General features: G+C 62.4%; 20 protein-coding genes. 9 read left to right on the top strand and 11 right to left on the bottom strand.

Annotation, left to right across the window (positions count from 1 at the left end):
* Positions 1-57: 57 nt before the first annotated feature.
* On the top strand, positions 58-819 hold the full coding sequence (locus tag CSQ93_RS06215) for an alpha/beta fold hydrolase (protein ID WP_099377271.1): 762 nt from the start codon (positions 58-60) through the stop codon (positions 817-819).
* Here the strand turns inward: CSQ93_RS06215 and CSQ93_RS06210 are convergent, their stop codons facing one another.
* Positions 820-1,461 (bottom strand): LysE family translocator, encoded by a 642-nt coding sequence (locus CSQ93_RS06210; protein ID WP_034755914.1) that lies wholly within the window; start codon positions 1,459-1,461, stop codon positions 820-822. It lies immediately after the preceding gene.
* 106 nt (positions 1,462-1,567) lie between these two features.
* Positions 1,568-2,644, bottom strand: a complete 1,077-nt coding sequence (locus CSQ93_RS06205) for a YeiH family protein (protein WP_233516070.1) — start codon at positions 2,642-2,644, stop codon at positions 1,568-1,570.
* A gap of 105 nt (positions 2,645-2,749) precedes the next feature.
* Between CSQ93_RS06205 and CSQ93_RS06200 the strand changes: the two genes are divergently transcribed.
* Positions 2,750-3,652, top strand: a complete 903-nt coding sequence (locus CSQ93_RS06200) for a LysR family transcriptional regulator (RefSeq protein ID WP_099377269.1) — start codon at positions 2,750-2,752, stop codon at positions 3,650-3,652.
* Between the two features lie 10 nt (positions 3,653-3,662).
* Here CSQ93_RS06200 and CSQ93_RS06195 read toward each other — a convergent pair whose 3' ends face one another.
* On the bottom strand, positions 3,663-4,751 hold the full coding sequence (locus CSQ93_RS06195) for a flavodoxin family protein (protein WP_099377268.1): 1,089 nt from the start codon (positions 4,749-4,751) through the stop codon (positions 3,663-3,665).
* Between the two features lie 116 nt (positions 4,752-4,867).
* Between CSQ93_RS06195 and CSQ93_RS06190 the strand changes: the two genes are divergently transcribed.
* Positions 4,868-5,440: a helix-turn-helix domain-containing protein gene (locus CSQ93_RS06190; RefSeq protein WP_099377267.1), complete on the top strand. Its 573-nt coding sequence runs from the start codon at positions 4,868-4,870 to the stop codon at positions 5,438-5,440.
* Positions 5,441-5,447: 7 nt separating this feature from the next.
* Complete coding sequence (locus CSQ93_RS06185; protein WP_099377266.1) at positions 5,448-5,972, top strand: GNAT family N-acetyltransferase; 525 nt, start codon at positions 5,448-5,450, stop codon at positions 5,970-5,972.
* A gap of 30 nt (positions 5,973-6,002) precedes the next feature.
* Here CSQ93_RS06185 and CSQ93_RS06180 read toward each other — a convergent pair whose 3' ends face one another.
* Positions 6,003-7,391 carry a methyl-accepting chemotaxis protein gene (locus tag CSQ93_RS06180; RefSeq protein ID WP_099377265.1) on the bottom strand — a complete coding sequence of 463 codons (1,389 nt, stop codon included), beginning with the start codon at positions 7,389-7,391 and terminating at the stop codon, positions 6,003-6,005.
* A gap of 326 nt (positions 7,392-7,717) precedes the next feature.
* Here CSQ93_RS06180 and CSQ93_RS06175 point away from each other — a divergent pair, with 326 nt between their 5' ends.
* Positions 7,718-7,981 carry a DUF378 domain-containing protein gene (locus tag CSQ93_RS06175; protein ID WP_199534280.1) on the top strand — a complete coding sequence of 88 codons (264 nt, stop codon included), beginning with the start codon at positions 7,718-7,720 and terminating at the stop codon, positions 7,979-7,981.
* A 12-nt stretch (positions 7,982-7,993) separates the two neighbouring features.
* Positions 7,994-8,356 carry a hypothetical protein gene (locus tag CSQ93_RS06170; protein WP_099377264.1) on the top strand — a complete coding sequence of 121 codons (363 nt, stop codon included), beginning with the start codon at positions 7,994-7,996 and terminating at the stop codon, positions 8,354-8,356.
* 47 nt (positions 8,357-8,403) lie between these two features.
* Here CSQ93_RS06170 and CSQ93_RS06165 read toward each other — a convergent pair whose 3' ends face one another.
* Positions 8,404-8,820: a c-type cytochrome gene (locus CSQ93_RS06165; protein ID WP_099377263.1), complete on the bottom strand. Its 417-nt coding sequence runs from the start codon at positions 8,818-8,820 to the stop codon at positions 8,404-8,406.
* Positions 8,821-8,962: 142 nt separating this feature from the next.
* A complete protein-coding gene (locus tag CSQ93_RS06160) occupies positions 8,963-9,841 on the bottom strand; it encodes an EamA family transporter (RefSeq protein ID WP_199534278.1) in 879 nt (292 codons plus the stop codon).
* A 225-nt stretch (positions 9,842-10,066) separates the two neighbouring features.
* Between CSQ93_RS06160 and CSQ93_RS06155 the strand changes: the two genes are divergently transcribed.
* Positions 10,067-10,267, top strand: a complete 201-nt coding sequence (locus CSQ93_RS06155) for a KTSC domain-containing protein (RefSeq protein ID WP_099377262.1) — start codon at positions 10,067-10,069, stop codon at positions 10,265-10,267.
* Positions 10,268-10,750: 483 nt separating this feature from the next.
* Positions 10,751-12,343: an ATP-binding response regulator gene (locus tag CSQ93_RS06150; protein ID WP_099377261.1), complete on the top strand. Its 1,593-nt coding sequence runs from the start codon at positions 10,751-10,753 to the stop codon at positions 12,341-12,343.
* 26 nt (positions 12,344-12,369) lie between these two features.
* Here CSQ93_RS06150 and CSQ93_RS06145 read toward each other — a convergent pair whose 3' ends face one another.
* The 3 genes from CSQ93_RS06145 to CSQ93_RS06135 form a co-directional block, all read right to left on the bottom strand.
* Positions 12,370-16,383: a response regulator gene (locus tag CSQ93_RS06145; RefSeq protein WP_099377560.1), complete on the bottom strand. Its 4,014-nt coding sequence runs from the start codon at positions 16,381-16,383 to the stop codon at positions 12,370-12,372.
* Between the two features lie 8 nt (positions 16,384-16,391).
* Positions 16,392-17,549 carry a response regulator gene (locus tag CSQ93_RS06140; protein ID WP_176374588.1) on the bottom strand — a complete coding sequence of 386 codons (1,158 nt, stop codon included), beginning with the start codon at positions 17,547-17,549 and terminating at the stop codon, positions 16,392-16,394.
* A gap of 306 nt (positions 17,550-17,855) precedes the next feature.
* Complete coding sequence (locus tag CSQ93_RS06135; protein WP_099377259.1) at positions 17,856-18,482, bottom strand: tyrosine-type recombinase/integrase; 627 nt, start codon at positions 18,480-18,482, stop codon at positions 17,856-17,858.
* A gap of 543 nt (positions 18,483-19,025) precedes the next feature.
* Here CSQ93_RS06135 and CSQ93_RS06130 point away from each other — a divergent pair.
* Positions 19,026-19,520, top strand: a complete 495-nt coding sequence (locus CSQ93_RS06130) for a hypothetical protein (RefSeq protein ID WP_034788523.1) — start codon at positions 19,026-19,028, stop codon at positions 19,518-19,520.
* Positions 19,521-19,735: 215 nt separating this feature from the next.
* Here the strand turns inward: CSQ93_RS06130 and CSQ93_RS06125 are convergent, their stop codons facing one another.
* Positions 19,736-20,152, bottom strand: coding sequence for a DNA breaking-rejoining protein (locus tag CSQ93_RS06125; RefSeq protein WP_099377258.1), 417 nt, complete (start codon positions 20,150-20,152; stop codon positions 19,736-19,738).
* Complete coding sequence (locus CSQ93_RS06120; protein ID WP_158301144.1) at positions 20,145-22,538, bottom strand: mechanosensitive ion channel family protein; 2,394 nt, start codon at positions 22,536-22,538, stop codon at positions 20,145-20,147. The genes CSQ93_RS06125 and CSQ93_RS06120 overlap by 8 nt, the downstream gene beginning before the upstream one ends.
* Positions 22,539-22,549: the final 11 nt, after the last annotated feature.

Raw genomic sequence — 22,549 nt, 5'->3', positions numbered from 1 at the left:
CATCGAAGGCGGGCCGCTCGCTGGCCGCTTACCATTGACTCTTTTTCAGGAGTGAACATGCACAATACCTATCACCGCGTGGGCCATGGTCCCCACGCCATCATCGTTTTGCACGGCTGGTTTGGCGACGCGCGGGCGTTCGAACCGATGGAAGCGGCCCTCGATGGTGCCAGTTTCAGCTATGTCTTCATGGACAATCGCGGCTATGGCGGCATGCTTGGCGCGGCAGGAGCGTACTCGATTGACGAGGTCGCGCGCGACGCGCTGGCGCTGGCCGATGCGCTCGGTTTTGCGACGTTCAGCGTGGTGGGCCATTCCATGGGCGGCATGGCGCTGGAACGGCTGGCCTTGCTGGCGCCCTTGCGCCTGCGCAAACTGGTGGCCGTGGCGCCCGTGCCCAGCTGCGGCGTGGCCTTCGATGCGGCAGCCCGCGCGACGTTTCTCGCGGCCGCTGATAGCATGGCGGCGCGGCGCGCCATCATCGATCGCAGCACGGGCGGGCGCTTGCCCGCCACTTGGCTGGACTGGAAGGCGCAATATTCGTGGGAAAGGTCGGATCCAGCCGCGTTTGCCGCGTATTTCCTCGCGTGGAGCGGGACGGATTTTAGTGAAGAAATCAAGGCGGCGCGCGTGGCATTGCCCTTGCTGGCGCTGGTGGGGGAGCATGACCCCCGTTTCGATGCGGCCCTGATGCGCCGCACGTATCTGGCGTGGTACCCGCAAGCCCGGCTGGAGGTGCTGGGCAATGCGGGACACTATCCGATGAATGAAACGCCGCTGGCCCTGGCGGCCAGCATCGAGACATTTTTACGACAGTAGTTACGCTGCCTTGCTGCGCAGGCGCAGCAGGCTCAGGCCCAGCAAGACGAAGGCGCCGCCCGTGATGCGGTTGAACAGCTTGGCCCGGCCCGGCGTGGCCAGCTGGGTTTTCAGCAGGCGCGCCAGGTTGGCATAGAACAAGTGGGCCAGCATGGCGCAGGCAACAAACGAGGTCGTCAGCACGGTGAACTGGATGGCCACGGGTTCGCCCGGCGTGATGAATTGCGGGAACAGCGCCGAGAAGAACAGGATGGCTTTCGGATTGGTCAGCGCCACCGTCAAGCCTTGGCGGAACAGTTTCCAGAACGAATTGGGATTCGCCGCGCCGGCCACCACGGGGGCATCGGCCACGACGCTGGTCTTGCTGCGCCATTGCTTGATGCCCAGGTACACCAGGTACAGGGCGCCAGCCAGTTTCAGCAGCATGAAGGCCGTGGCCGAAGTGGCCAGCACGACGCCCATGCCGGCCATGGCCACGCCGGAAATGATGAACAGGCCAAAACCATTGCCCATGCTGCTGATCATCGCGCGGCGGGGGCCGACGGCGATGGCATTCGAGATGGCCAGCAAGACGGCCGGGCCGGGAGAAAACGTGACGAGCAGGGCGACGCTGCAGAAAAGCAGCCAGTTCGAGAGATGCATGGGTGTTCCTGGATGGGGGCCGAAGCCGGATTGAGAGTCAAAACACTCATATTGTACGAAGTTTTCGGCTCTCGTGTCGGCTAGCCTGGGCGGGAACTGGCCAGTTTCAGGCAAACAGGCTGGCGACCACATGGTTGATGGCGGCGCCACCGGCGATCAGCCAGCAGAACAGCAAGCCGGCCAGCAGCAGGGGTTTGATGCCAGCGCGGCGGATGGCCGACATGTGCGTGGTCAAGCCCAGGGCCGCCATGGCCATGGCCAGCAAGGCCGTATCGAGATCCGTGATGGTGGCTACCGTGCCCGCTGGCAGCAGGCCCAGCGAATTGAAGGCGACCACGGCAATAAAAATGAAGGCGAACCAGGGGATGGCCAGCTTGGTAGCCTTGTCGTGGCCGCCGGCCTTGGCTTTGCCGCGCGCCAGCACCGCCGACAGGATGACGAGAAACGGCGCCAGCATCATTACACGCACCATCTTGGCGATCACAGCCGCATTCGCCGCCTCTTGTCCGATCGACTTGCCGGCCGCGACCACCTGCGCCACCTCATGCACGGTCGAGCCGATGTACACGCCAAACGCAGTGGGCGTGGCGCCCAGCACTTGCCAGCCCAAGTTCAGCTGATACAGCAGCGGGTACAAGAAGATGGCGATGGTGCCGAACACGACGACGGTGGAGACGGCCACGGTGACGTCTTCGCTGCGCCCCTTGACGACGGGCTCCGTCGCCATCACGGCCGCCGCGCCGCAGATCGAGCTGCCCGCGCCGATCAGGATGGCGCTGTTGCGTTCCAGCTTGAACACCTTGGTGCCGAGGAACATGGCCAGTCCAAACGTGGACGCCAGCACCAGCGCGTCGATGGCGATGCCGGCCAGGCCCACCTGGCCAATATCCTGGAACGTCAGGCGGAAGCCGTACAGGATGATGCCGAGTCGTAATAATGTCTGCTTGGAAAAGGTTACACCTGCGCCGCACGTGGGCGCCAGTCGGCCATACAGGCTGTTGCCCAGCACAATGCCCAGCATGATGGCCAAGGTCAGGGCGCTCATGCCGTGGCTTTGCATCCATTCCAGCTTGCCCAGTTGAATGGCGCCACAGGCGATCACGCCGCTGAGCAGCAGGCCGGGCAGCAATCGGCCGTAGCGATCGCTGAAACTTGTTGTGTTGCTTGTTGATAGGGATGACATGCCGTACTCCATGTTTTTATGCGTATGGCATGACTGTACAGTTCGTCGATTAAATGGTAAAACGGATTGTTTTTGTATGTTTAACCTATTGAGTGAGTACATGAGATGGCGTTGACCTTGCGGCAACTGCAGATTTTCCTGGCCGTGGCGGACACGGGCAGCACCAGTGCGGCCGGCGAACTGATTGCGCTGTCGCAATCTGCCACCAGCGCGGCCCTGAATGAACTGGAAACCTTGCTCGGTGCGCAACTGTTCGACCGGGTGGGCAAGCGACTGCTGCTCAACGACAATGGCCGTTTGCTGTTGCCGCAGGCGCGGCAGATGCGCGACGGGGCCGCCAGCATCGAGCGCCAGTTCGCGGGCGCGGACCCGTCCGTGCCCGTCAGCCTGCAAATCGGCGCCAGCACGACGATAGGCATCTATCTGCTACCGCAGATTCTGGCGATGGCAGCGCAGCAGTACGGGCGCAGCATTCCGCAGGTGACGATTGCCAACACGGCCGACATCGCGGCCGCCGTGGCGGAATTCCGTGTCGATATCGGCCTGATCGAAGGGCCGTGCCACGAAGCGGGCTTGCTGGTGGAACCGTGGCTGACGGACCAGATGCTGATCGTGGCCGCGCCCACGCACCCGCTGGCCCAGCTGCGCCATTTGCTCAGTTTTACGGAGCTGAACCAGGCGGGCTGGCTGCTGCGCGAAGCGGGCTCTGGCACACGCGAAGCCGTGGAGCAAGCATTGGTGCCGTATCTGCACTATCTGCGCGCCGCAGGCGAGTTCAGCAATTCGGAAGCCATCAAATATGGCGCCGCGGCCGGTCTCGGCATCGCCTGCCTGTCACGGGTCGTCGTGGCAGATCTGCTGGCCAGCGGGCAACTGGTGGAGCTCGAGACCATGCTGCCGCCCCTGGAGCGCAACTTTTATCTGATCCGCCAGTCCAAGAAGATTCTCTCGCCGCGCCTGGCGGGTTTCCTGGAATTGTGCCGCCACGCGTCGCGCATGGCGGGCTAGCGGGCGCGTCTTACTTGGGCCGTGGTGGCGACAGGTTCGCATCGGGCGGGGCCAGCGTACCAGCGCGCAACCGCTTGACGGCTTCCGCCACGGCGCGCGCCACGTTGCACACTTCTTCCTGCATCTTGGTGTCGCGGTCCAGAGTGTCATGGCTTTGCGCGTAACTGTCGTAATAGCCGGTGTAGCGGTCCAGCCGCGACTTGGCGCCCGCGTCGACCAGGCCCATCCAGTCCAGCCAGTCGGACAAACCCCGCCGCACGCCTTCGATACCGGCCACGTCGCCGTGCACGACGAGGCCATACGCGCGCCCGGCCAGGTGTTTCGGGTAATTCCAGCCTTGCAATTCCAGCGCTTTCGCTTCCACGGCTTTCTTGCCGTGCGTGGACGTGGGATCGGGGTTGCCGCCATCGGCGCACACGAGCCGGTCTATCATCAGTTTCAGCACGCTGGGCGTCTGGTACCAGTACACGGGCGTGAGGATGATGACGGCGTGCGCGGCCGTCCAGCGTTCGTAAATCTCCGCCATCCAGTCATTCGTCTGTCGTGCGCCATGGTTCGGGTAGCAGCTGCACGGCCAGTGGCACAGGGGCATGGCCGTTGAGACGCAGCCCTTGCACGGATGAATGTGCAAATCATACGAGGAGGTCAGCAGGCTCAGGTCCAGCACGTCCGCTTCGATGTGGTCGGCCTGCAATATTTCACTGGCCCACTGCGTCATGCGCCACGTCTTCGAGATTTCGCCGGGGCACGAACCGTCATTGCGCGCCGCGCCGCAGATCAGCAGTACGCGCGATGGCGTGGCGGAATCTTTCTGGCGCGTTTCGGCGGCCAGCAAGCGGTCGCGCGTGGCTTTCCACTCCACGGACAAGTCGTAGTCGGGGTCAAGAAAGCCGGGCCCCGCTTTCTGTGTCACTGGCGCCTTACGGCCATCCTGGTAATTCTTCCACGCCACTTCTTCCACCTGCACCAGGGCGTCGCGCACGGCGTCGAACGTGGGATCGGCAAACGAGCGGATGAATTGCAGATGAAATTCAACCCTGCCCAGTGGCGCGGGCGACTGGCCCAGGCGTAGCTCGGGAGTGGAGGGAGTGGCGACCATGGCTTCTCCTTGAAGTGATGGTGCATCGTGCCTGAGGGCCGGCCGCAGGTCTGTGCGCTGAGCAACTGTGCAGCGATTGCTTGCCAGATTCCCCTTTATGGGATAAATTCCCATATATGGAAAATGCAATGCTTACAGAGAGTGATACGGAACAACGGCTGGCAGCGCGTTTAAAGCAGTTGCGCGTGGAGCGGGGCTGGTCGCTGGATCAGCTGGCCAGTGCCAGTCAGGTCAGCCGCGCCACCCTGTCGCGCCTGGAAAATGGCGAAGTCAGCCCGACGACAAACGTGCTGGGCAAGTTGTGCGCCGCGTATGGCCTGGCCATGTCGCGTCTGCTGCGGATGGTGGAAGACGATTTTCCGCCCGTGCTGCGGCGGGCCGGGCAAAGCGTGTGGGCGGACCCGGTTACCGGTTTTATCCGCCGCTCCGTCTCGCCGCCGTCGCGTGCGCTGGCCGGCGAAGCGCTCGAATGCGAACTGGGCGCTGGCGTGACGATCAGTTATGCCGCCTCGCCCCGGCCTGGCATGGAACACCATCTGTTGCTGCAGGAAGGCAAGCTGAACGTGACAGTCGACGGCCGCTCGCACGATTTACAAGCTGGTGACTGCCTGCGCTACCAGTTGCATGGCGCCAGCGCGTTCATGACGCCGCCGGACAGCGGCGCCCGCTATTTTCTCTTTCTTGTCTGAGGTCGCCATGTCCGCATCGCTACGCCATTTCTCGTCCACCGATATTCGTGTACGTTTGCCGGAACTGGGCGTCTTGCTACAAGACTGCGTGCTCGACGGCGCCAGCATCGGTTTTATCTTGCCCTTCGACATGGCGGCCAGCCAGGCGTTCTGGACGGATAACGTGTTGCCGGCCGTCACGCGCGGCGTGCGCCTGCTGCTGGTGGCCGAAGTCGATGGCCGTGTGGCCGGCGCAGTGCAGCTGGATTGGGATACCAATCCCAACCAGGCGCACCGGGCCGAAGTGCGCAAGTTGCTGGTCGGGCCTGCTTTCCGCCGCCAAGGCCTCGCGCGCCAGCTGATGCAGGCGCTGGAAGAGCAGGCGCGCCTCTTGCCGCGCAGCCTGTTGACCCTGGACACGCGCAGCAGCGACCATGCGGAACCGCTGTATTTGTCGCTCGGCTATGTGGTGGCCGGTAGCATCCCCGGCTATGCTCTGGCGCCGGCCGGCGACCGGCTGGACGCCACCACGGTCATGTACAAACAGCTATAAATGAGAGCGGCGCGGCGATGGCGGGGGAACTCAGGCTTTCAGCCGCGCTCTAACGGTTGTGGCAGGGCGATTTGCTGGCGCGGAGACAGCGTGAGTGGCCTGCGGGGCCACCAGGCTGATGCCGTGCGCGGCTTGGGCTGACGCTTGGTCACGGCTCAGCTTGAAAATGCCCACCGTGCCCGACAGTAGCGTGGCGCGCTGCTGCATGCTGGCCGCCGCCGTCGACGCTTGCTCCACCAGGGCCGCATTTTGCTGCGTCACCTGTTCCATCTGCACGATGGCGGCATTGACTTGTTCGATGCCTGACAATTGCTCGCCGCTGGCCATGCTGATTTCGCCCATGATGTCCGTGACGCGGTGTACGCTGGCCACGATCTCGCGCATGGTGGCGCCGGCCGTGTCGACCAGGCGCGCGCCAGCATCGACCCGCTCGACGGAATCGCCGATCAGCTGCTTGATTTCCCTGGCTGCGCCGGCCGAGCGTTGCGCCAGGGTGCGCACTTCAGCGGCGACGACGGCAAAGCCGCGCCCCTGTTCGCCGGCCCGCGCTGCTTCCACGGCCGCGTTCAGGGCGAGGATATTCGTCTGGAAGGCGATGGCGTCGATGACGCCGATGATGTCAACGATCTTTTTCGATGAAGCGTTGATCGAGCTCATGGTATCGACCACTTGTGCCACCACCGTGCCCCCTTTGCCGGCCACTGCCGCGGCCGATTGCGCCAGCTGATTGGCTTGCCGTGCGTTATCGGCATTTTGCTTGACGGTGCCCGTCAGCTCGTCCATCGAGGCGGCCGTGCGTTCCAGCGAACTGGCTTGCGCCTGCGTGCGCTGCGACAAGTCCAGGTTGCCGGCGGCAATTTCACCCGAAGCGCCCGCGATGTCGTGCGTGCCGCTGCGCACCTCGCCCACGATCGTGATCAAGCTGGCATTCATGTCTTTCAGCGCCTGCAGCAGTTGCCCCACTTCATCGCTGGAATCGACGCGGATATGCTCGCTCAAGTCGCCGCCAGCCACCTTGCGCGCCACTTTGACGGCATGCCGCAAGGGCCGCACGATGCCGCTGCTGATGAACCAGGCCGTGGCCAGGCTCAACACGCCGCCGACCAGGCCCAGTGCAATGATGAGCACGCTGGTATCGTGGGCGCGGGCCATGGCCGCCTCGGCCGCCGTGCGCATCTGCGCCGATTGCGTGGCGATCTGCTGGTCGAGTTCGTGCAGGGTCGGCTGTTCTTGCGTGCTGTTGCGCGCGGCTTGCAATTGTGCGATGCGCGCATAGCGCTGGTTCACGCTGCTGTCGATTTCCCCGCTCACGGTCGACAGCTGCCACGTGCTGATAAGCACCACCACGGCCAGTAAAAGCGAAGTGAGCAAAAAGCCTGCGGTCAGGCGCACACCGATACGTATGTTTGAAATATTCATGTCCCCTCAGCTGTTGTCCCATGGTGGCCGTCTTCCATGCCTGCGGCATGATGCGGCGCTTGTCCCCTGAAGTTGCTGGGGTGAAATGAGTGTAGCAGCGCGGTACTAAGTAATCTATAAATATTTCCATATTGGAATTAGTCACTGCCTGTTTAGCAACAGCGGCATTGCATGTTGCCAGATAAAATCACCTACCGTATTACAGACCCGTCCTACCTCAATACCCGGCATCGTCCGACTGGCGCATGGCAGTGCCGCGCCTACACTGTTCTTTGTACAGGCCCGGCGGCGGGTCTTTCTTCTACTCTAATTTACAGGAGGCTGACATGGCGAATATCCAGGCAGGATCGGACGGTGCGGCAAACGAGGAAATGACGGCAAAGCGCCTGAACGTGGTCGACTGGATCTCCATGATCCTCTTGATCGTGGGTGGCTTGAACTGGGCGCTCGTGGGCTTGTTCGATATCGACATCGTGGCCCGCATCCTGGGCGCCATGTCGACGGCATCGCGCGGCGTGTACGTGCTGGTGGGGCTGGCTGCGCTGTACTCCATCTATCTGTGCGTGCGCAAGCTGCCAGCCAAGCCCTAGACGGGAGGACGCATGCCTGTCGGTGCCAGCCCCAAGCGCGAGCGCGAATTCAAGCAGCTGGAAAAAGAGTTCAAGCAGGAGGGGCGCTATCCGGGCCGCGAGGAGGAAGTTGCCGCGCGCATCGTGAACAAGCAAAGGGCGCAGGCGGGTGAAACGCAGAAGGCGCAAGGCCGCCAGCGTGATGAAAAGCCTGCGGCCAAGGCTGCCGGCACAGCGGCGGCGCGCGACTTGCCGATTGCAGGATACCAGCACCTGACAGTGGCGCAGATACGCGACAAGCTGGGTGGCCTGTCGGCCGCCCAGTTGCACCACCTGCGCGACTATGAAGCGGCGCACAAGAAGCGCAAGGGCGTGCTGCAAGCGCTAGGAGCTTGATCGGGCGTAATGGGTTTGAGGGGGCTTGAGGCGGTGTGCCTGTGTGCTTACTGCGTGCGCAGATAGGCCAGCAGGTCGGCCACTTGCTGGGCGTTGCCGATGCCCCAGAAACGCATGTTATTGCCGGGAATGAAATCGCTCGGGGCTTTCAGGAAGCCGGCCAGGTTCTGTTCGGTCCAGACGATATTCGCGTTTTTCATGGCCGCCGAGTATTTATAGTCGGTGGTGGCACCGGCTTTGCGGCCGATCACCCCCGTCAGCTTGGGGCCGAAGCCGCCGCGCGCCGATGGCCCCACCTGGTGGCAGGAGGCGCACTTGCGGAACGCGGCCTTGCCTGCTTCGGCATTGCCAGTGAGGGCGACCGCAGCGGCTGGCGCGGCCGCGTTGGCCATGGCGATTGGCGCCAGCAGCAAGGCTGCAGCGCTTAAAGGGGAGAGCCAGCGAAAAAGAAATGTGGATGTCATCGGTGAAGCGGAAAGGCAAGATATGGCGAGCAATGACGCATTTTACAGGCGGGCATCAAAAGCTGCCTGTCAGCTGGGCAGCGATGCCAGGACGCGGCACAGGCTACGCTGCAGGAGTTGCTGCCGGGTAGAGTGAATTCCGCTAGCGCTTGCCGCCCTGTGCGCCTAGCGCCGCCATAGCCGACGCAAACACGATGCAGGCGATGGCCAGCCACTGCGTCAGACTCAGCAATTCTCCCAGCACGGCCATGGCAGCCAGCGCGCTGACGGCCGGCGCCGCGCTGCTGAACATGCCAAATACGCCTTGCGGCAAGCGGCGCAGGGCAAAGATTTCCAGCGAATACGGCAGGGCGCTGGACAGCATGGCAATGGCCAGGCCCATTAGCGCGATCGATGGCGCCAGCAAGGCCGTGCCTGAATACGCGACACCGATGGGCACCGTCACCATGGCCGCCACCGTCATCCCCCAGGCCACGGCTTGCCCGCCTTGCAAGGTCGAGGCCCGCTTGCCGAAGATGATGTACAGCGCCCAGCACAGCGCCGCCCCCAGTGCATACGCCACGCCAACGGGATCCAGGCTGCCCGGGCTGCCTTGCAGCGGCAACAGCAAATACAAGCCGAACACGGCGCAGGCCACGGCCAGCAAATCGCGGGGCCGCCGCGACGACAGCATGGCCACGGCCAACGGCCCCGTCACCTCGATGGCGACAGCGATGCCGATCGGTATCAGCGCAAACGCCCGGTAAATCAGCAAGTTCATCAACCCCAGCACGGAACCGTAGACGAGCAAGTTCAGCACATCCTTGCGCGTCAGGCGATAGCGCCATGGCCGGAAGATGGCCAGCAGGATCAGCGCTGAAAACCCCACCCGGTACGCCGTAATCCCTTCCACGCCAATGACAGGAAACAGATTCTTCGCAATCGCCGCCCCCAGATTGACGGAAATCTGCCCTCCCAGTACGGCCAGGGAAGGGAGCAGGATGCTGTCGGGGAGGGAAGAGGTCGAGGCGGGGGAGGTCATGGGACGGTATTTTAATATGCCTGAGGCTGGCAGTCGCTGGCAGATTGGTAAGCTGGGGAGATTTAACCGGGCAGTTGCTGACATGACTGGTGTATCGGGGCTTCTTTTTCGATATTTTGTTGCAAAATGCGCTACAGTTGTGGAATCGTTTGCTAATGGTCAGAGGCCGCCGTTCCTAATCGAACAGCCTTACCATTGTGAGCCTTGACACTTTCGGGAGCTACCATGCAAATGGTTCGAGTAAATTCCAGTGCCATTGTTGCGATTGGTTACGACGAGCAAACAGCTCGCATGCGTATCCAATTCCAGCAAGGGCATAGTTATGACTTTTGCCGAGTACCTTCGAATGTTCATGCAGCGTTCATGCGTACCTACTCCAAGGGTACTTACTACAACGAGCACATCAAAGACCGATACCAATGCTAATCGGCATTTAGCCTAAAAGAGTCGGCAATCGGCCAGAAGCAGACGTTGGCGGCTATTTGGGTAGGAGTCGTTCCGTCACGCGAGCCAATGAAAACATCTTAATCCCTGCCAGGCGGACTGAAGTTGAAATGCTGAGTGATTGCTCCTCTTGAGCTTCAGGTGAAGTATTCCGCTAGCCGACGCGGTTAGGCCGTATTCCACCGATTGATAGCCTTCGATGGTACCGCGATTTTTTCTTCGCATTGCACATTGCGCTGTGGGCCAGTCCTATCTGCTTGAACTGCCGAAGATCGTGGCTAACACGTCGTCGGCTACTAGCGCGAACAAAGCAGAATGGTCACCGTTTTTTCATGTCACACTATTTGTGCCTTATAACATTATAACGATGGGTTGAAATGTTTTTGCTCCAACCCAGCAAAAAAATGCCTCATAATAAATAAGGCGGTCTGCTACGCAATGTAGCAGGCCCGACATGGGGGCGACATGGCAGAAGTGCTGAGAATACTGGTGGTCGACGACGTCGAAACAATGCGCAAGGTCACTGCTGGCCAACTGACCTCGCTCGGCTATGGGGCGGTGGAGCTCGCATCCGATGGAGCCGAAGCTTGGCGCATGATTGAGCGTAAGCGTTATGATTTGGTGATCTCCGACTGGAATATGCCAGCGTTGACCGGCATCGCCCTACTGCAGATGATTCGCTCCAGTCCGCGCCATATGCACATGCCGTTCATTATGATCACCGCCGAGGCCGAGCGCAGCCGCATCGAAACGGCCATCAGCAGCGGTGTCAGCGACCTGCTGGTCAAACCCTACACGGCGGGCCGGCTGGCCACCAGCATCAAGCGCGCGATGGCGCACCAGGTTGCACCACCAGTGCCGGACACGAACATCGATGCGCCGCGCGTTGCTGTAACCGTAGACGATGTGGTCGTCGTGCCACCGGCTGTGGTTCATTTGCCACCGCCGCAACCGTTGCCGCCGACCTTGCTCTTGGTCGATGACACTGCCGACAACTTGTACGTGCTGGCCAATGTGTTCAAGGGCCGCTACCGCATCAAGGCAGCGCACAACGGCGAGAAAGCACTGGCCTTGTGCTGTGGCGACACGCCGCCCGACCTAGTGCTGCTGGACGTGATGATGCCCGGCATGGACGGTTTTGAAGTGGCGCGCCGCATGCGCGAGCATCCCAGCGCAGAAAATGTACCCATCATCTTCGTCACCGCCCTTACCGACGACGCCGCGCGCCTGCAAGGCATGGAGTTGGGCGCGGTGGACTTCATTACCAAACCAATCGACCCGGCCCAGCTGAAGCTGCGGGTCGACAACTTCATGCGCTACGTCGAGCTGCGCCGCCACCTGCAAGCCGATTACGACAATATGCTCGCCATCGCCCGCCTGCGCGATGACGTCGAGGCCATGACGCGGCACGACCTCAAGGGACCGCTGGCCGGCGCCATCGGCATAGTGCAGTCGCTGATCGACGCCGCCGACATGGACCGCCGACAGCTTGAGAATTTGCGGCTGGCCGAGCAGGCCATGCTGCAGGTGACCGACATGGTCAACCTGTCCACCGAGCTGTACAAGATCGAGACGGGAAAATACGTGCTCCATGCAGCGCCGCTGCCCATCAGCGACATGTTGCGGCGGGTGGTTGAGACGGCACGCGCCACTTACGCGGGTAAGCAGCTGGTGTTGGCGGTCGACACCGATTTCGATGTCGGCATCGACGCTCCGCTAGCGCTGGGCGATGCCATGCTGACCTATTCGCTGCTGAATAATCTGATCAAGAACGCTTGCGAGGCAGCGCCCGAGCGCACCCGCGTCATCGCCACGCTGTACGCCGGAAGCCCGTTGCGCATCGAGATCGTCAACAAGGGTGTGATCCCGGAACCGATACGCGAACGCTTCTTCGACAAGTTCGTCACCGACGGTAAGTCCGGCGGCACCGGCCTGGGCACGTATTCGGCACGCCTGCTGGCGCGCGCGCAATACGGCGAGGTGGCCTTCGCCGTCGATGACGAGCTCCAGACCACCACCCTGATTGTCAGCCTGCCGTCGGTGCCGCCCCCGGCCTAAGGCGAATCGCGCGGCGGCCTTGCTTGTCAGGCTGGCTGCACCACGGCGTCAAGCGATTCCAGCGCGGCGTCGAAGTCGAAGCGTTCAATTGCCTGGCTGACTTTGCGCAGCTGTCGCGCCAGCGGGTGGCCGGCGGCTTGCGATTCCAATGTCTCCAGCACATCCAGCGCGGCGGTGTCGCTGTCGGCCAGCAGCTTGCGCAGCTGGGCAAGTGTGGCGGCCGCGTCCGGCGGCAGGGCGGGAGCCGCTGCGATGGCCACGGCCCGGGTGTTCTCTGCCGCTGCAGTATAGTTGCCCAGTGCGGCCAGGCCGAGCAGCACCGGCGCCAGTTCGTTTTCGACCGCCGTCAGCAACGCGGCCAGTTCGGCCTCGGTTACGCTGGCTTTGCATGCCAGTTCCAGTGCGGTGGCTGTCGCCGCCACACCTTTGGCGCCGATGTTGCCGGCGGTGCCGCGCAAGGTGTGGGCGACCCGCGCCGCCGCCGTGGGGTCGTCGCTTTGCCGCGCCGCCTCGAAATCCTCCCGCAGTCTGGCGTGGCCGTCGCGGAAGCGCAGCAGCATGCGCAGGTAAAGGTCCTGCCGGCCTATGCTGGTCGCCAGGCCGGCGCGCTGGTCGATACCCGGGAGTTGGGCAGGTAGGGCGTCGGCGGCCGTTTTGTCTTCGGCATCGGGCTGCTCCGCCGGGGGCGCTGCTACAGCCGGCTGCGCCGGGCGGATCCACTTGCTCATGGTGGCGAACATGGAGGCGACGTTCAGCGGCTTGGAGATGTGGTCGTTCATGCCGGCCGCCAGCGCCATTTCGCGGTCGCCGGCCATGGCGTTAGCGGTCATGGCGATGATCGGCAGCTGAGCGTAGCGGGGTTGGGCGCGCAGGCGGCGGGTGGCTTCGTAGCCATCCATCACCGGCATCTGGCAGTCCATCAGCACGCCGTCGAAGGCGGCGGTCCCGGCTTGGGTCAGCAGGTCCAGCGCCTGTTGCCCGTCGCTGACGATGGTGAGCACGATTCCGGCGCTTTCAAGCAGCTCGCGCGCTAGTTCCTGGTTCATGTCGTTGTCCTCGGCCAGCAGCAAGCGGGCGCCGGCCAAGCGGGCCTGGTCGGCCACGCTGCGGTCCTGACGCTCGGCCTGTCGTGTCTCCGCCACCACGCCCTTGCCCAGCACCTCACCAATGGCTTCGAGCAGGGTCGACGGCGTGACCGGCTTGGTCAGCACCGCTGGCAGCGCGATCTTCTGGCGCGCCGCCGCTTCCTGGGCGTCGTCACGGCCGAAGGCCGTCACCATGATGACCGATGGGATGTGGGTCACGGCGCCACTCTGCATGCGTTGCAGCGTCTCGACGCCGTCCATGCCTGGCATGCGCCAGTCCAGCAACACCAGGTCGTAGGGCAGGCCCTTGCGCTCGGCCTCGACCATGGTGCGCAGCGCGCTGTGGCCGCTGTCGGCCAGGTCCACCTCCAAGCCGAAACTGCGCGCCATGGTCGACAGGATTTCGCGTGCGCTGGCGTTGTCGTCGACCACCAGCACCCGCAGGCCAAGTAGCTCGTCGGCATGGAACATGCGGCGCGGCTGCACCTCGGCCTGGCGGCCGAAGCGGGCGCTGAAGTGGAAGGTCGAGCCATGGCCCGGCACACTCTCGACCCAGACCCGGCCGTCCATCAACTCCACCAGTTTCTTGGAGATGGCCAGGCCCAGCCCGGTGCCGCCGTACTTGCGCGTGGTTGAGCTGTCGGCCTGGCTGAAGGACTGGAACAGGCGCTCGCACTGTTCGAGCGTCATGCCGATGCCGCTGTCGCGCACCCAGAAGTGCAGCTCGACCTGTTCCCCGGCCTCGGCCGCCAGCTCGACCCCGACCACGATCTCGCCGCGCTCGGTGAACTTGGCGGCGTTGTTGCCGAGGTTGACCAGCACCTGGCCCAGCCGTAGCGAATCTCCCACCAGCGCCGTGGGGAGGTCGGCCGGAGTGGCGAACAATAGTTCCAGGCCTTTGTCCTCGGCCTTCAGGCCGATCATGTTGGCGAAGTTTTCCAGCACGTCCTCCAGCCGGAACGGCGCCTGCTCGATGCTCATCTTGCCCGCTTCGATCTTGGAGAAGTCGAGGATGTCGTTGATGATGCCCAGCAGGTTCTCGGCCGAGCGGTGCACCTTCTCGATGTAGTTGCGCTGTTTTTTGTCGAGATCGGTGCGTAGCGCCAGGTGGCTCATGCCGATGATGGCGTTCATCGGCGTGCGGATCTCGTGGCTCATATTGGCCAGGAAGTCACTCTTGGCGCGGGTGGCGTCCTCGGCGATCTCCTTGGCGCGCAGCACTTCGGCCTCGGCCAGCTTGCGGTCGCTGATGTCGCGCACCGAGGCGCACACGCACACGCCGCGCTCGGCGATGGCCGGCAGCCGCGACAGGCCGATCTCGACCGAGAAGCGGCTGCCGTCCTTGCGCATGCCGTGCAGGTCGGCGCCAACCGTGCCCATCTGGCGCGCAGTGCCGTGCGCGATGAAGCCGTCGCGCGAGCCGACGTGGCGCCCGTGCGCCTCCGGCGGCACCAGGACTTCGATCGGCAGGCCGGCCAGCTCGCCGGCCTGGTAGCCGAACAGCTGGTCGAGCTGCGGGTTGGTCATCATGATCAGGCCCTGGGCGTCGATCACCAGCATGCCGTCGGGCGCCGCCTCGATGATGCCGCGATACCAGGCCTCGGTGGCTTTCAGCGCCACCTGCTGCGCTTCGAGTTCGGCGGCCATGGTCTGCACCGCGTGGCTGCGCGCCTTGATTTCCAGCGACATCGCCAGCTTGGGCAGCAGCTCGTCCATCAGCACGCGACCCGATTCGCTGGGAGCGTCGAAGCCGGCCAGCTCCAGCACGCCCATCAGGCGCTCGCCGTGCAGCAGTGGCAGTACCTGCAGGTGGCGTGGGCGCGACCGCCCCAGCTGCGAGAGAATCTGCGCGTAGTCGTCCGGCAGGGCGTCGAGCCGGAGCGGCTGGCGGTCCTGCGCGCACTGGCCCAGCAGGCCGCTACCCAGCGCCAGTTGCGGCGCCGGCGGATGGTCCGGATCGGCGGCGTAGCTGGCGGCCAGGCGCAGTGCGGCAACGTCTTCGTCAAGCAGGTAGAGCGCGCCCTGGCCAGCCTGCACCAGCGGCGCGAGTAGCGTCAACAGGCGCTGCGCGGCCTGGTCCAGGCTGGCCGCCTGCTGCAGTTCGGCCTGGATCGAGGCTTCCTGCGACTTGATCCAGCGCTGCATGTCGAGCTGGCGCGATTCGACCTGCAGCTTGGCAATGGCGCGGGCCAGGTCGCCGGTTTCGTTCTGGTAGTCGGTGTGCGGGATCACGCTGTCGAGCTGGCCGGCGGCCAGCGCATCGACCGCCTCGCGCAGGCGGTTGACCGGGCGCCTGATCGACAGGCTGATCCACCAGGCGCACAGCAGCGCCACCGCCAGGCCGCCGATCAGCAGGGCGTAGGTGAGGGTGCTGCTGGTGAGCGCGAACTGGCGGATATGGTAAATGGTGCTGCGGGCGTTGGAGTCCTTGACGGCGGCGATCTCGGCCATCTGCAGGTCAGCCGTGCGCATGGCCTGTTGGAAGCGTTCGCTGTTGAGCAAGGCGTTGGCCTCGGCATTGCGATTCTCGCGCGTCAGCTCCATGGCCTCGTCGGCGATGCGTTCGGCGCGCGCCAGCATGGTTTCGAAGACGGCATAGCGTTGCTGATTGTCGGTACGCAGCAACGTGGCGCGGGCCTCGCCGGCAGCGAAATGCAACTGCTCGCGCGCCTTGTCGAGCTGTTCCAGCGCCTCGTCGACGGCAACAGGGTCCGGGGCGTTGGCCACCTTGTGCAGCATTAGCTCGAAGCGGGTGAGCTGGATGCGGGCTTCCTTGACCTGCACGATGCCGATCATGCCCTCGCTGAGCAGGTGCTGCATGTCGCCGCTTAGCTGGTCCTGGGTGCGCAGGCTTTGCACGCCCAGCGCCAAGGCCAGCAACAGCACCGCGCAGAAACCGGCCGCCAGCTTCTGGCGCAGGCGCAGCCGTTCAACATAGGCCAGGGGCGAACGCATGCCGGTGCTCACTTTGCAGGCAGGGTGTGCGCGATGGCGGCGGCCTGCTTGGCCATGTCGTGGTCGCTGTCGGCGTAGCGCGCGGCGATCTGCTGGAACACCTGCAGATTGGCCAGGAAGGCGTCGCAGACGTCGGGATCGAAGTGCGAGCCGCGCCCCTCGGCGATGATCTGAACCGCTTTTTCATGCGACATGCCTTCCTTGTAGACGCGGCGGCTGATCAGGGCGTCGTAGACGTCGGCCAGCGCCATCAGGCGCGCCGAAATCGGGATGGCATCGCCGGCCAGGCCTTCGGGGTAGCCGCTGCCGTCCCATTTTTCCTGGTGTGAGTAGGCGATCTCCTTAGCCAGGCGCAGGAAGTCGACATCCATGCCCAGTTGTTGCTCGGCGTGGGCGATGGCGTCGCGCCCTAGCGTGGTGTGGGTCTTCATGATCTCGAATTCCTCGGGCTCGAAGCGGCCAGGCTTGAGCAGGATGCGGTCGGGGATGCCGATCTTGCCGATGTCGTGCAACGGCGCCGACTTGAACAACAGCTTGATGGTGTCGGGGTCGAGAAAAGCGCGGAAGCGTGGATGCTCGCGCAAGTGTTCGGCCAGCACCTTGACGTAGTGCTGGGTGCGGCGGATGTGGTTGCCGGTCTCGTTGTCGCGCGTCTCTGCCAACGAGGCCATGGCGTGGATCGTGACGTCCTGGATCGCGCCCAGCTCGCGCGTGCGGCGCTGGACTTCCTGTTCCAGGTAGTCGTTCTTGTCGCGCAGGAAGTCGGCCGCGTCCTTGACCTTGAGCTGGGTGCGCACGCGCGCCAGCACCACGGGGGGGCTGATCGGCTTGGTTATGTAGTCGGCTGCGCCCAGCTCCAGACCGTGCGTCTCGTCCTCGCTTGAGGCCATGGCGGTCAGGAAGATGATGGGAATGTCTCGCGTGTCCGGGGCGGCCTGCAGTGCCTGCGCCACATCGTGCCCGCTCATGCCAGGCATCATGATGTCGAGCAGGATGAGGTCGGGCGGCGGTGCATCCCGCGCGATGCGTAGCGCCTTCTCGCCGTTATTTGCAGCTTTGACCGTATAACTATCCTTGAGCAAGTTGGCCATCAACAAGAGATTATCCGGCGTGTCGTCCACGACAAGAATTACAGGCCTGGTGGGACGGGTAGAAGATGGGTTCATGCCTAAATGCTCCAATCAGGTCTGCACTAATTTGTTGCCTAGACTATATCTGTGTCCTGTGCGCAAGTAAACTGCATATTAGTTTTGCTATGCGAGTCGCTCCTGCTGCATACGCTGCCTTCTCCCGATCCCTGGGTATTGCATAGATTCCTCATGCCGGCATATAGCCTTTGCGAGATCGCTAACCTCGTATTTTTCAATCGAAAATTCGAAAATGAAGATAGTGTAGTGAGGGGGCGTTTAGAGCGACTACCACCGCCAAGCTGAACTTCTGCTTTGGGGCGACTGCTGGCGTCGCCCTTATTCTCAAGCATCGGTTTGCTCGGCCATTTCTAGCGCATCGTCAACCTCAATCCCAAGATAGCGCACCGTACTTTCCAAGCGCGTGTGACCCAGCAATAGCTGCACTGCCCGCAAATTTTTTGTGCGACGGTAGATGAGGGTTGGCTTCGTCCGACGCATCGTGTGTGTACTGTATGCCGTCGGGTCCAATCCGATTTCGTCGAACCATTGGTGAACTATGCGCGCGTACTGCCTGGTTGAAATATGCGGCGATTCGGAAATCCGACTGGGGAATAGAAAGTCTCCGCGGCGTAAACCTGCGGCCGAAATCCATTCTCCAAGGCTCTTCCTGGTTCCTGCGGTAAGTTCGAATTGGACAGGTCGCTTCGTTTTCTGCTGCATCACAATGGCCCTCGCTGCTATATGCCCTCCCTGACATACATCGTTGACACGCAACTGGACCAAGTCGCAGCCACGCAATTTGCTATCGATGGCCAAGTTGAAGAGCGCCAAGTCACGCACTCTCCGGTAAATTTCTAGGCGGACGCGAATTGCCCATATTTCACTTACGCGCAGTGGCGCTTTTTGCCCGACTAATTTGCCTTTGTTCCATGGTGTAGGTTGACCAAAAAATTGTGCTTGATATTCCATGATAGACCTCCTGAATGGAACTCTACTATGCGTCTAAAGAGCATCGGCGGCGTGAGGAAGGTGATGTGGAAATTTAGTAGATTTTCATTTGGACAACATGATATCGTTGCTTATAGGCCGGATTCGGCCAAGAACGGACCTTGGCGATCTATACCTGAAACGCAAAAAGGAGACTTATGAAACGAGTGGTTCACTTCGCCCTTGTCATGGCAACTGGAACTTTGCTCTATACCCGGTTTCTTGGTGAGGCTCATCAACTTGATTGGGGACGTGCGGCCTTCATCGGTATATTTGTGGGCTTGGCGGGCACAATATACGTGCTCTTCTGGCCACAGAAGAGCCGCAAGTAATAGCTCTCGTCCCTGAAAATCGGGAGTGTCAGCTTCGGGGTGCAACCTGCCAACGACGGCAACCGGCCAGTTGCGGACATTGGCTTTAAGGTCATTCCCTATCAGCCTGATTAAAGTTGCTGAGAGCCTTCAATGAATTCATTCTCATCAACTACAATAGAGTGGTTAATTATTAACTTCGCGAGGTAATCAAGTGAAATCCTGTCTACGGTTTCTGTCAGCGTTAAGCCTTATATCCACCACTACTGGGTATGCACAAGACCGCAACCGTGACGATCGCGGTGAGGATATTCAACTCGTTTGCTACGGCGGCGCCGAAAAGCCGACAGCGGAGGTCCGTTCCGGGTTTGAGTGGGACGCGCAACAGCACAAGTATGTCCCCAAGCAAAGTGTAGAGAGCGGCAAGTCTGACTTTCAGGCCACAATCAATATCTCCATCCACGGCGACCGCGCCGAGATTCAATTACCCCAAAGTCTGATTCCACCGCTGCACGGCGAGAGCAACAACGGCTGGTGGTCTATCAACGATCTGATCGTGGGGCACGACGAAATTCGCGGCCAGTTTCGCCTGAACGGGCTTAACCAGCCTCGCCTATCCATCAACCGACGCAGCGGCTCCATCACGATCGACGGCATGATCAAGTTCAACGGCCGCTGCGATGCGGATGATGGCCATCGCCGTTTTTGAGTCCTCGTCGACACAGCACTTTGCGTGTTGGCCTAGTCCGCTAACCGGCGTTGCCGGCGAGCCGTTACGTTGCATGCCGAATATGAGGCTGCGACCAAGTGGCGGTCAGGATTGCCGCGACCTCGATCAAACCGGCCCGCCCGGCGGGTTGATGTACGGTCTGTAATATCTACGCAAGGAGCAGTTGCACACATTGAAGAAGCCCGGCTAGATGTTTAGCGCGGTGTCATCGGTGCGCTGGCAACGGCTTCTATCACATAGCTGGCTTTCTCGTGACGCCGCGCGGCATTGCGCATCAGGTAGACACTGACTTTGTAGACAGCGCCCGCCGGCGCAGTGATTGTGAAATGGTCGCCATCGCGTGAGCCGACAAATATGGCTTCCTCGGCCCCCTCCGCGCTGACATTGAAGTAGGTGGAGCGGTTGGCGCTCTTCAGCTTGAGATTGAGCGCGCCCCCGGCCGGAACCGCGATACGATATTCAACAGTTTCATCGCCTTTGATCTTGCCGCTGAGTTTCTTTAGCGCCGCGCCTTGCGCCAGTTCGATCTGCTCGTGCCGCCCTGGATCAGCTGCTGCGGCGCTGCCGCAGATCAGCACGGCGCAGGTCATCAAGGTCACCAGTTTATTCATTCTTTTCTCCAGGCAGGTTACGTAGATTGACATCAATCTGTGGATAAGGGATCGCGATGCCCGCTGCCTGCAAGGCTGCAAGCACTCGCTGCAGCAACTCGCCGCGCACATGCATCCAATGGCTGACGTCATTAGTCCAAGCGCGAACAACAAAATTCAGCGCGCTCTCGCCGTAACCCGTCATCAACACCACTAGCGGCGGGTCGGCAACCACGCCCGGCGTGGCGCCAGCCGTGGCGGTCAGAATCGCAATCACTTGCGCCGGTTCAGCACCATAGGCCACGCCAACCGCGACCTCAAAGCGGCGGCTGCGGTCGAACATGGTCCAGTTCGTCAGATTACCGCTAAGCAGCAGGCCGTTCGGCACCACCGAATCGGCGCCGTCGAAAGTGCGAATGGTAGTGGCGCGCAGGCGGATCTCGCGTACCGTGCCGGAGATGCCGGCGGCATCGACCACATCACCCGGCTGGATCGGTCGTTCAAACATCAGCACCACACCCGAAACAAAATTGTTTACCACGTTCTGCAAGCCAAAGCCGATGCCGATGCCCAGCGCGCCAAACACCAGCATCAGCTGGCTGACCTTGAAGCCTGCCGCCGACAACGCCACCAGCAGGCCCAATATCAATACGCCGTAGTAACTGAGCGAAGCGATACTGTTGCCCACCCCACGCGGCAATGTTCTGTGGCTTGGCAGTTCCTCTCGCAGCAAACGCCGCACCGCGCCGGCGATCCAGACCGCCAGCCAACTGGCAAACAAAAATACCAGCACGTCGCCGACATGCACCGAGACCTCACCGACGTCAATCCCGGCGCCGAGTAGCGTTGTACTGGCGCCCTGTAACGGCCGCAGCAGGCGGAAGCGGTGCAGACTGTATAACAGCCAGCCGATCAGCGCTCCCAGCACCAGAAAACGGTCGAATACAGCCTGTAGCACCGGCCCTTGGCGATGCACCAACTGGCGCCCAGCCAGCTGCGGCTGGCTCAGGATCACGCGCAGCAGCCCCTGACATGCCGCCACACCGGCATACAGCATCAGCGCCATGTAGCCGCTGTCGATGACGCCGCTGGTGAGCGTTTCGGCCAGCGAGACGTTGCCGGCCACGTTGCAGATGGCCGCCACGGACAGCATTACCAGCACCAGCCAGACCAGCATCCGGCGCGGCCATTGCAGCGCCTGACCGCGACCAGCGGGGAGTGGCGGCTGACGCCGCAGCATCCACACCGTCAGGCCGAGCGCCAGAAGATTCAGCGCCAACAAGAACAGCCGGTATATGCCCGCGTCTGCCACGACGGCGACGCCGAGACGGTCCAGCGCATACAGGCCGACCGCAATATACGGCGGCACGCCGAGCCAGACGGCGGTGTTGGACGGCAGCAGGCGCAGCACCGGCACCAGCGCCAACACCAGCACAATTTCCTGCGCCAGTAGCGGCGCATCTGGCTCAAACACCAGCACCGACAGCATGGCCAGCAGCAGCCATGCAGAGAACGGACGCTGCAATGCACTCACGGCAATTCCAGCAGGCGCAGTGCCATACGGGCTCCGCACCACCAGCCAGATGATTAATGGCAGCAACAGCAGCTGCACCACGCGCAAGACCTGCTGGTTGGCGTTGCCGGCGGCGTTATAGTCACGGGCAAACTGGCTTTCGATTTGCAGGCCACGCTGCATGGCGTCCACGGAGGTCTGCGAGTTGGTATTAAGATTTAGGCTCTGCCACAGTGGTGGCACGTCGACGCGCAGCAGCCGCTGGTCGATATCGTCAATCGCGGCGGCGACATCTGATTGGCCGGCGCGAATGCGCGCCATGAGCGCGTTGGCGCGTTCGCTCAGTGCAAACTCGCGTTCCAGCGCCACGCCCAGCGCGGTTTCACAGGTATCGATCTGCGCTAGCATGGTATCCACTCGCTCGGACATCGCTGGCGGCAGCCCGTCGAGCAACCCGGCGGCGCGCGTGGCCGACCATGCCAGGCGCCGCTGCGCCAGCTGCATCGCGGTTTCTTCGTAGGGTGCAAACGCATGGTGCGCGTCGGCATCCCAGCGCGCAAAGCGATGACTGTCGAATTCCCAGTGCCGCGCCAGGCTTTCCAGTTGCATGATGGGCAGCCCGCGCAGCACGGTGCCGCTGGCATTACGCTGCTTGGCGTCAACCGGGCCGGCGATCTTGTCCAGCGCATGGCGCAGACGATCGAACGGCTGCGGGCCGGCCAGCAACTGCCTGGCGAATTCCACCTGCTGCTGTTCCTCGCTGGCGCGTGCCAGAATGTCCTGTACTGCGATCGGGCCGACTGCGGCTGGTGAAGTGGTTAGCTCGGATGGCGCTTTGACTACTGGCGGTGCCGCTTGAACGCTCGCAGAAAACAGCAAGACGGCAGCCAACATCAGCAGCTTGA

The organism is Janthinobacterium sp. BJB426 (assembly GCF_002735705.1).
GTDB lineage: Bacteria > Pseudomonadota > Gammaproteobacteria > Burkholderiales > Burkholderiaceae_D > Janthinobacterium.
Note: the sequence above shows the minus strand (reverse complement) of the source record. Positions and strands in the feature narration are given on the sequence as shown.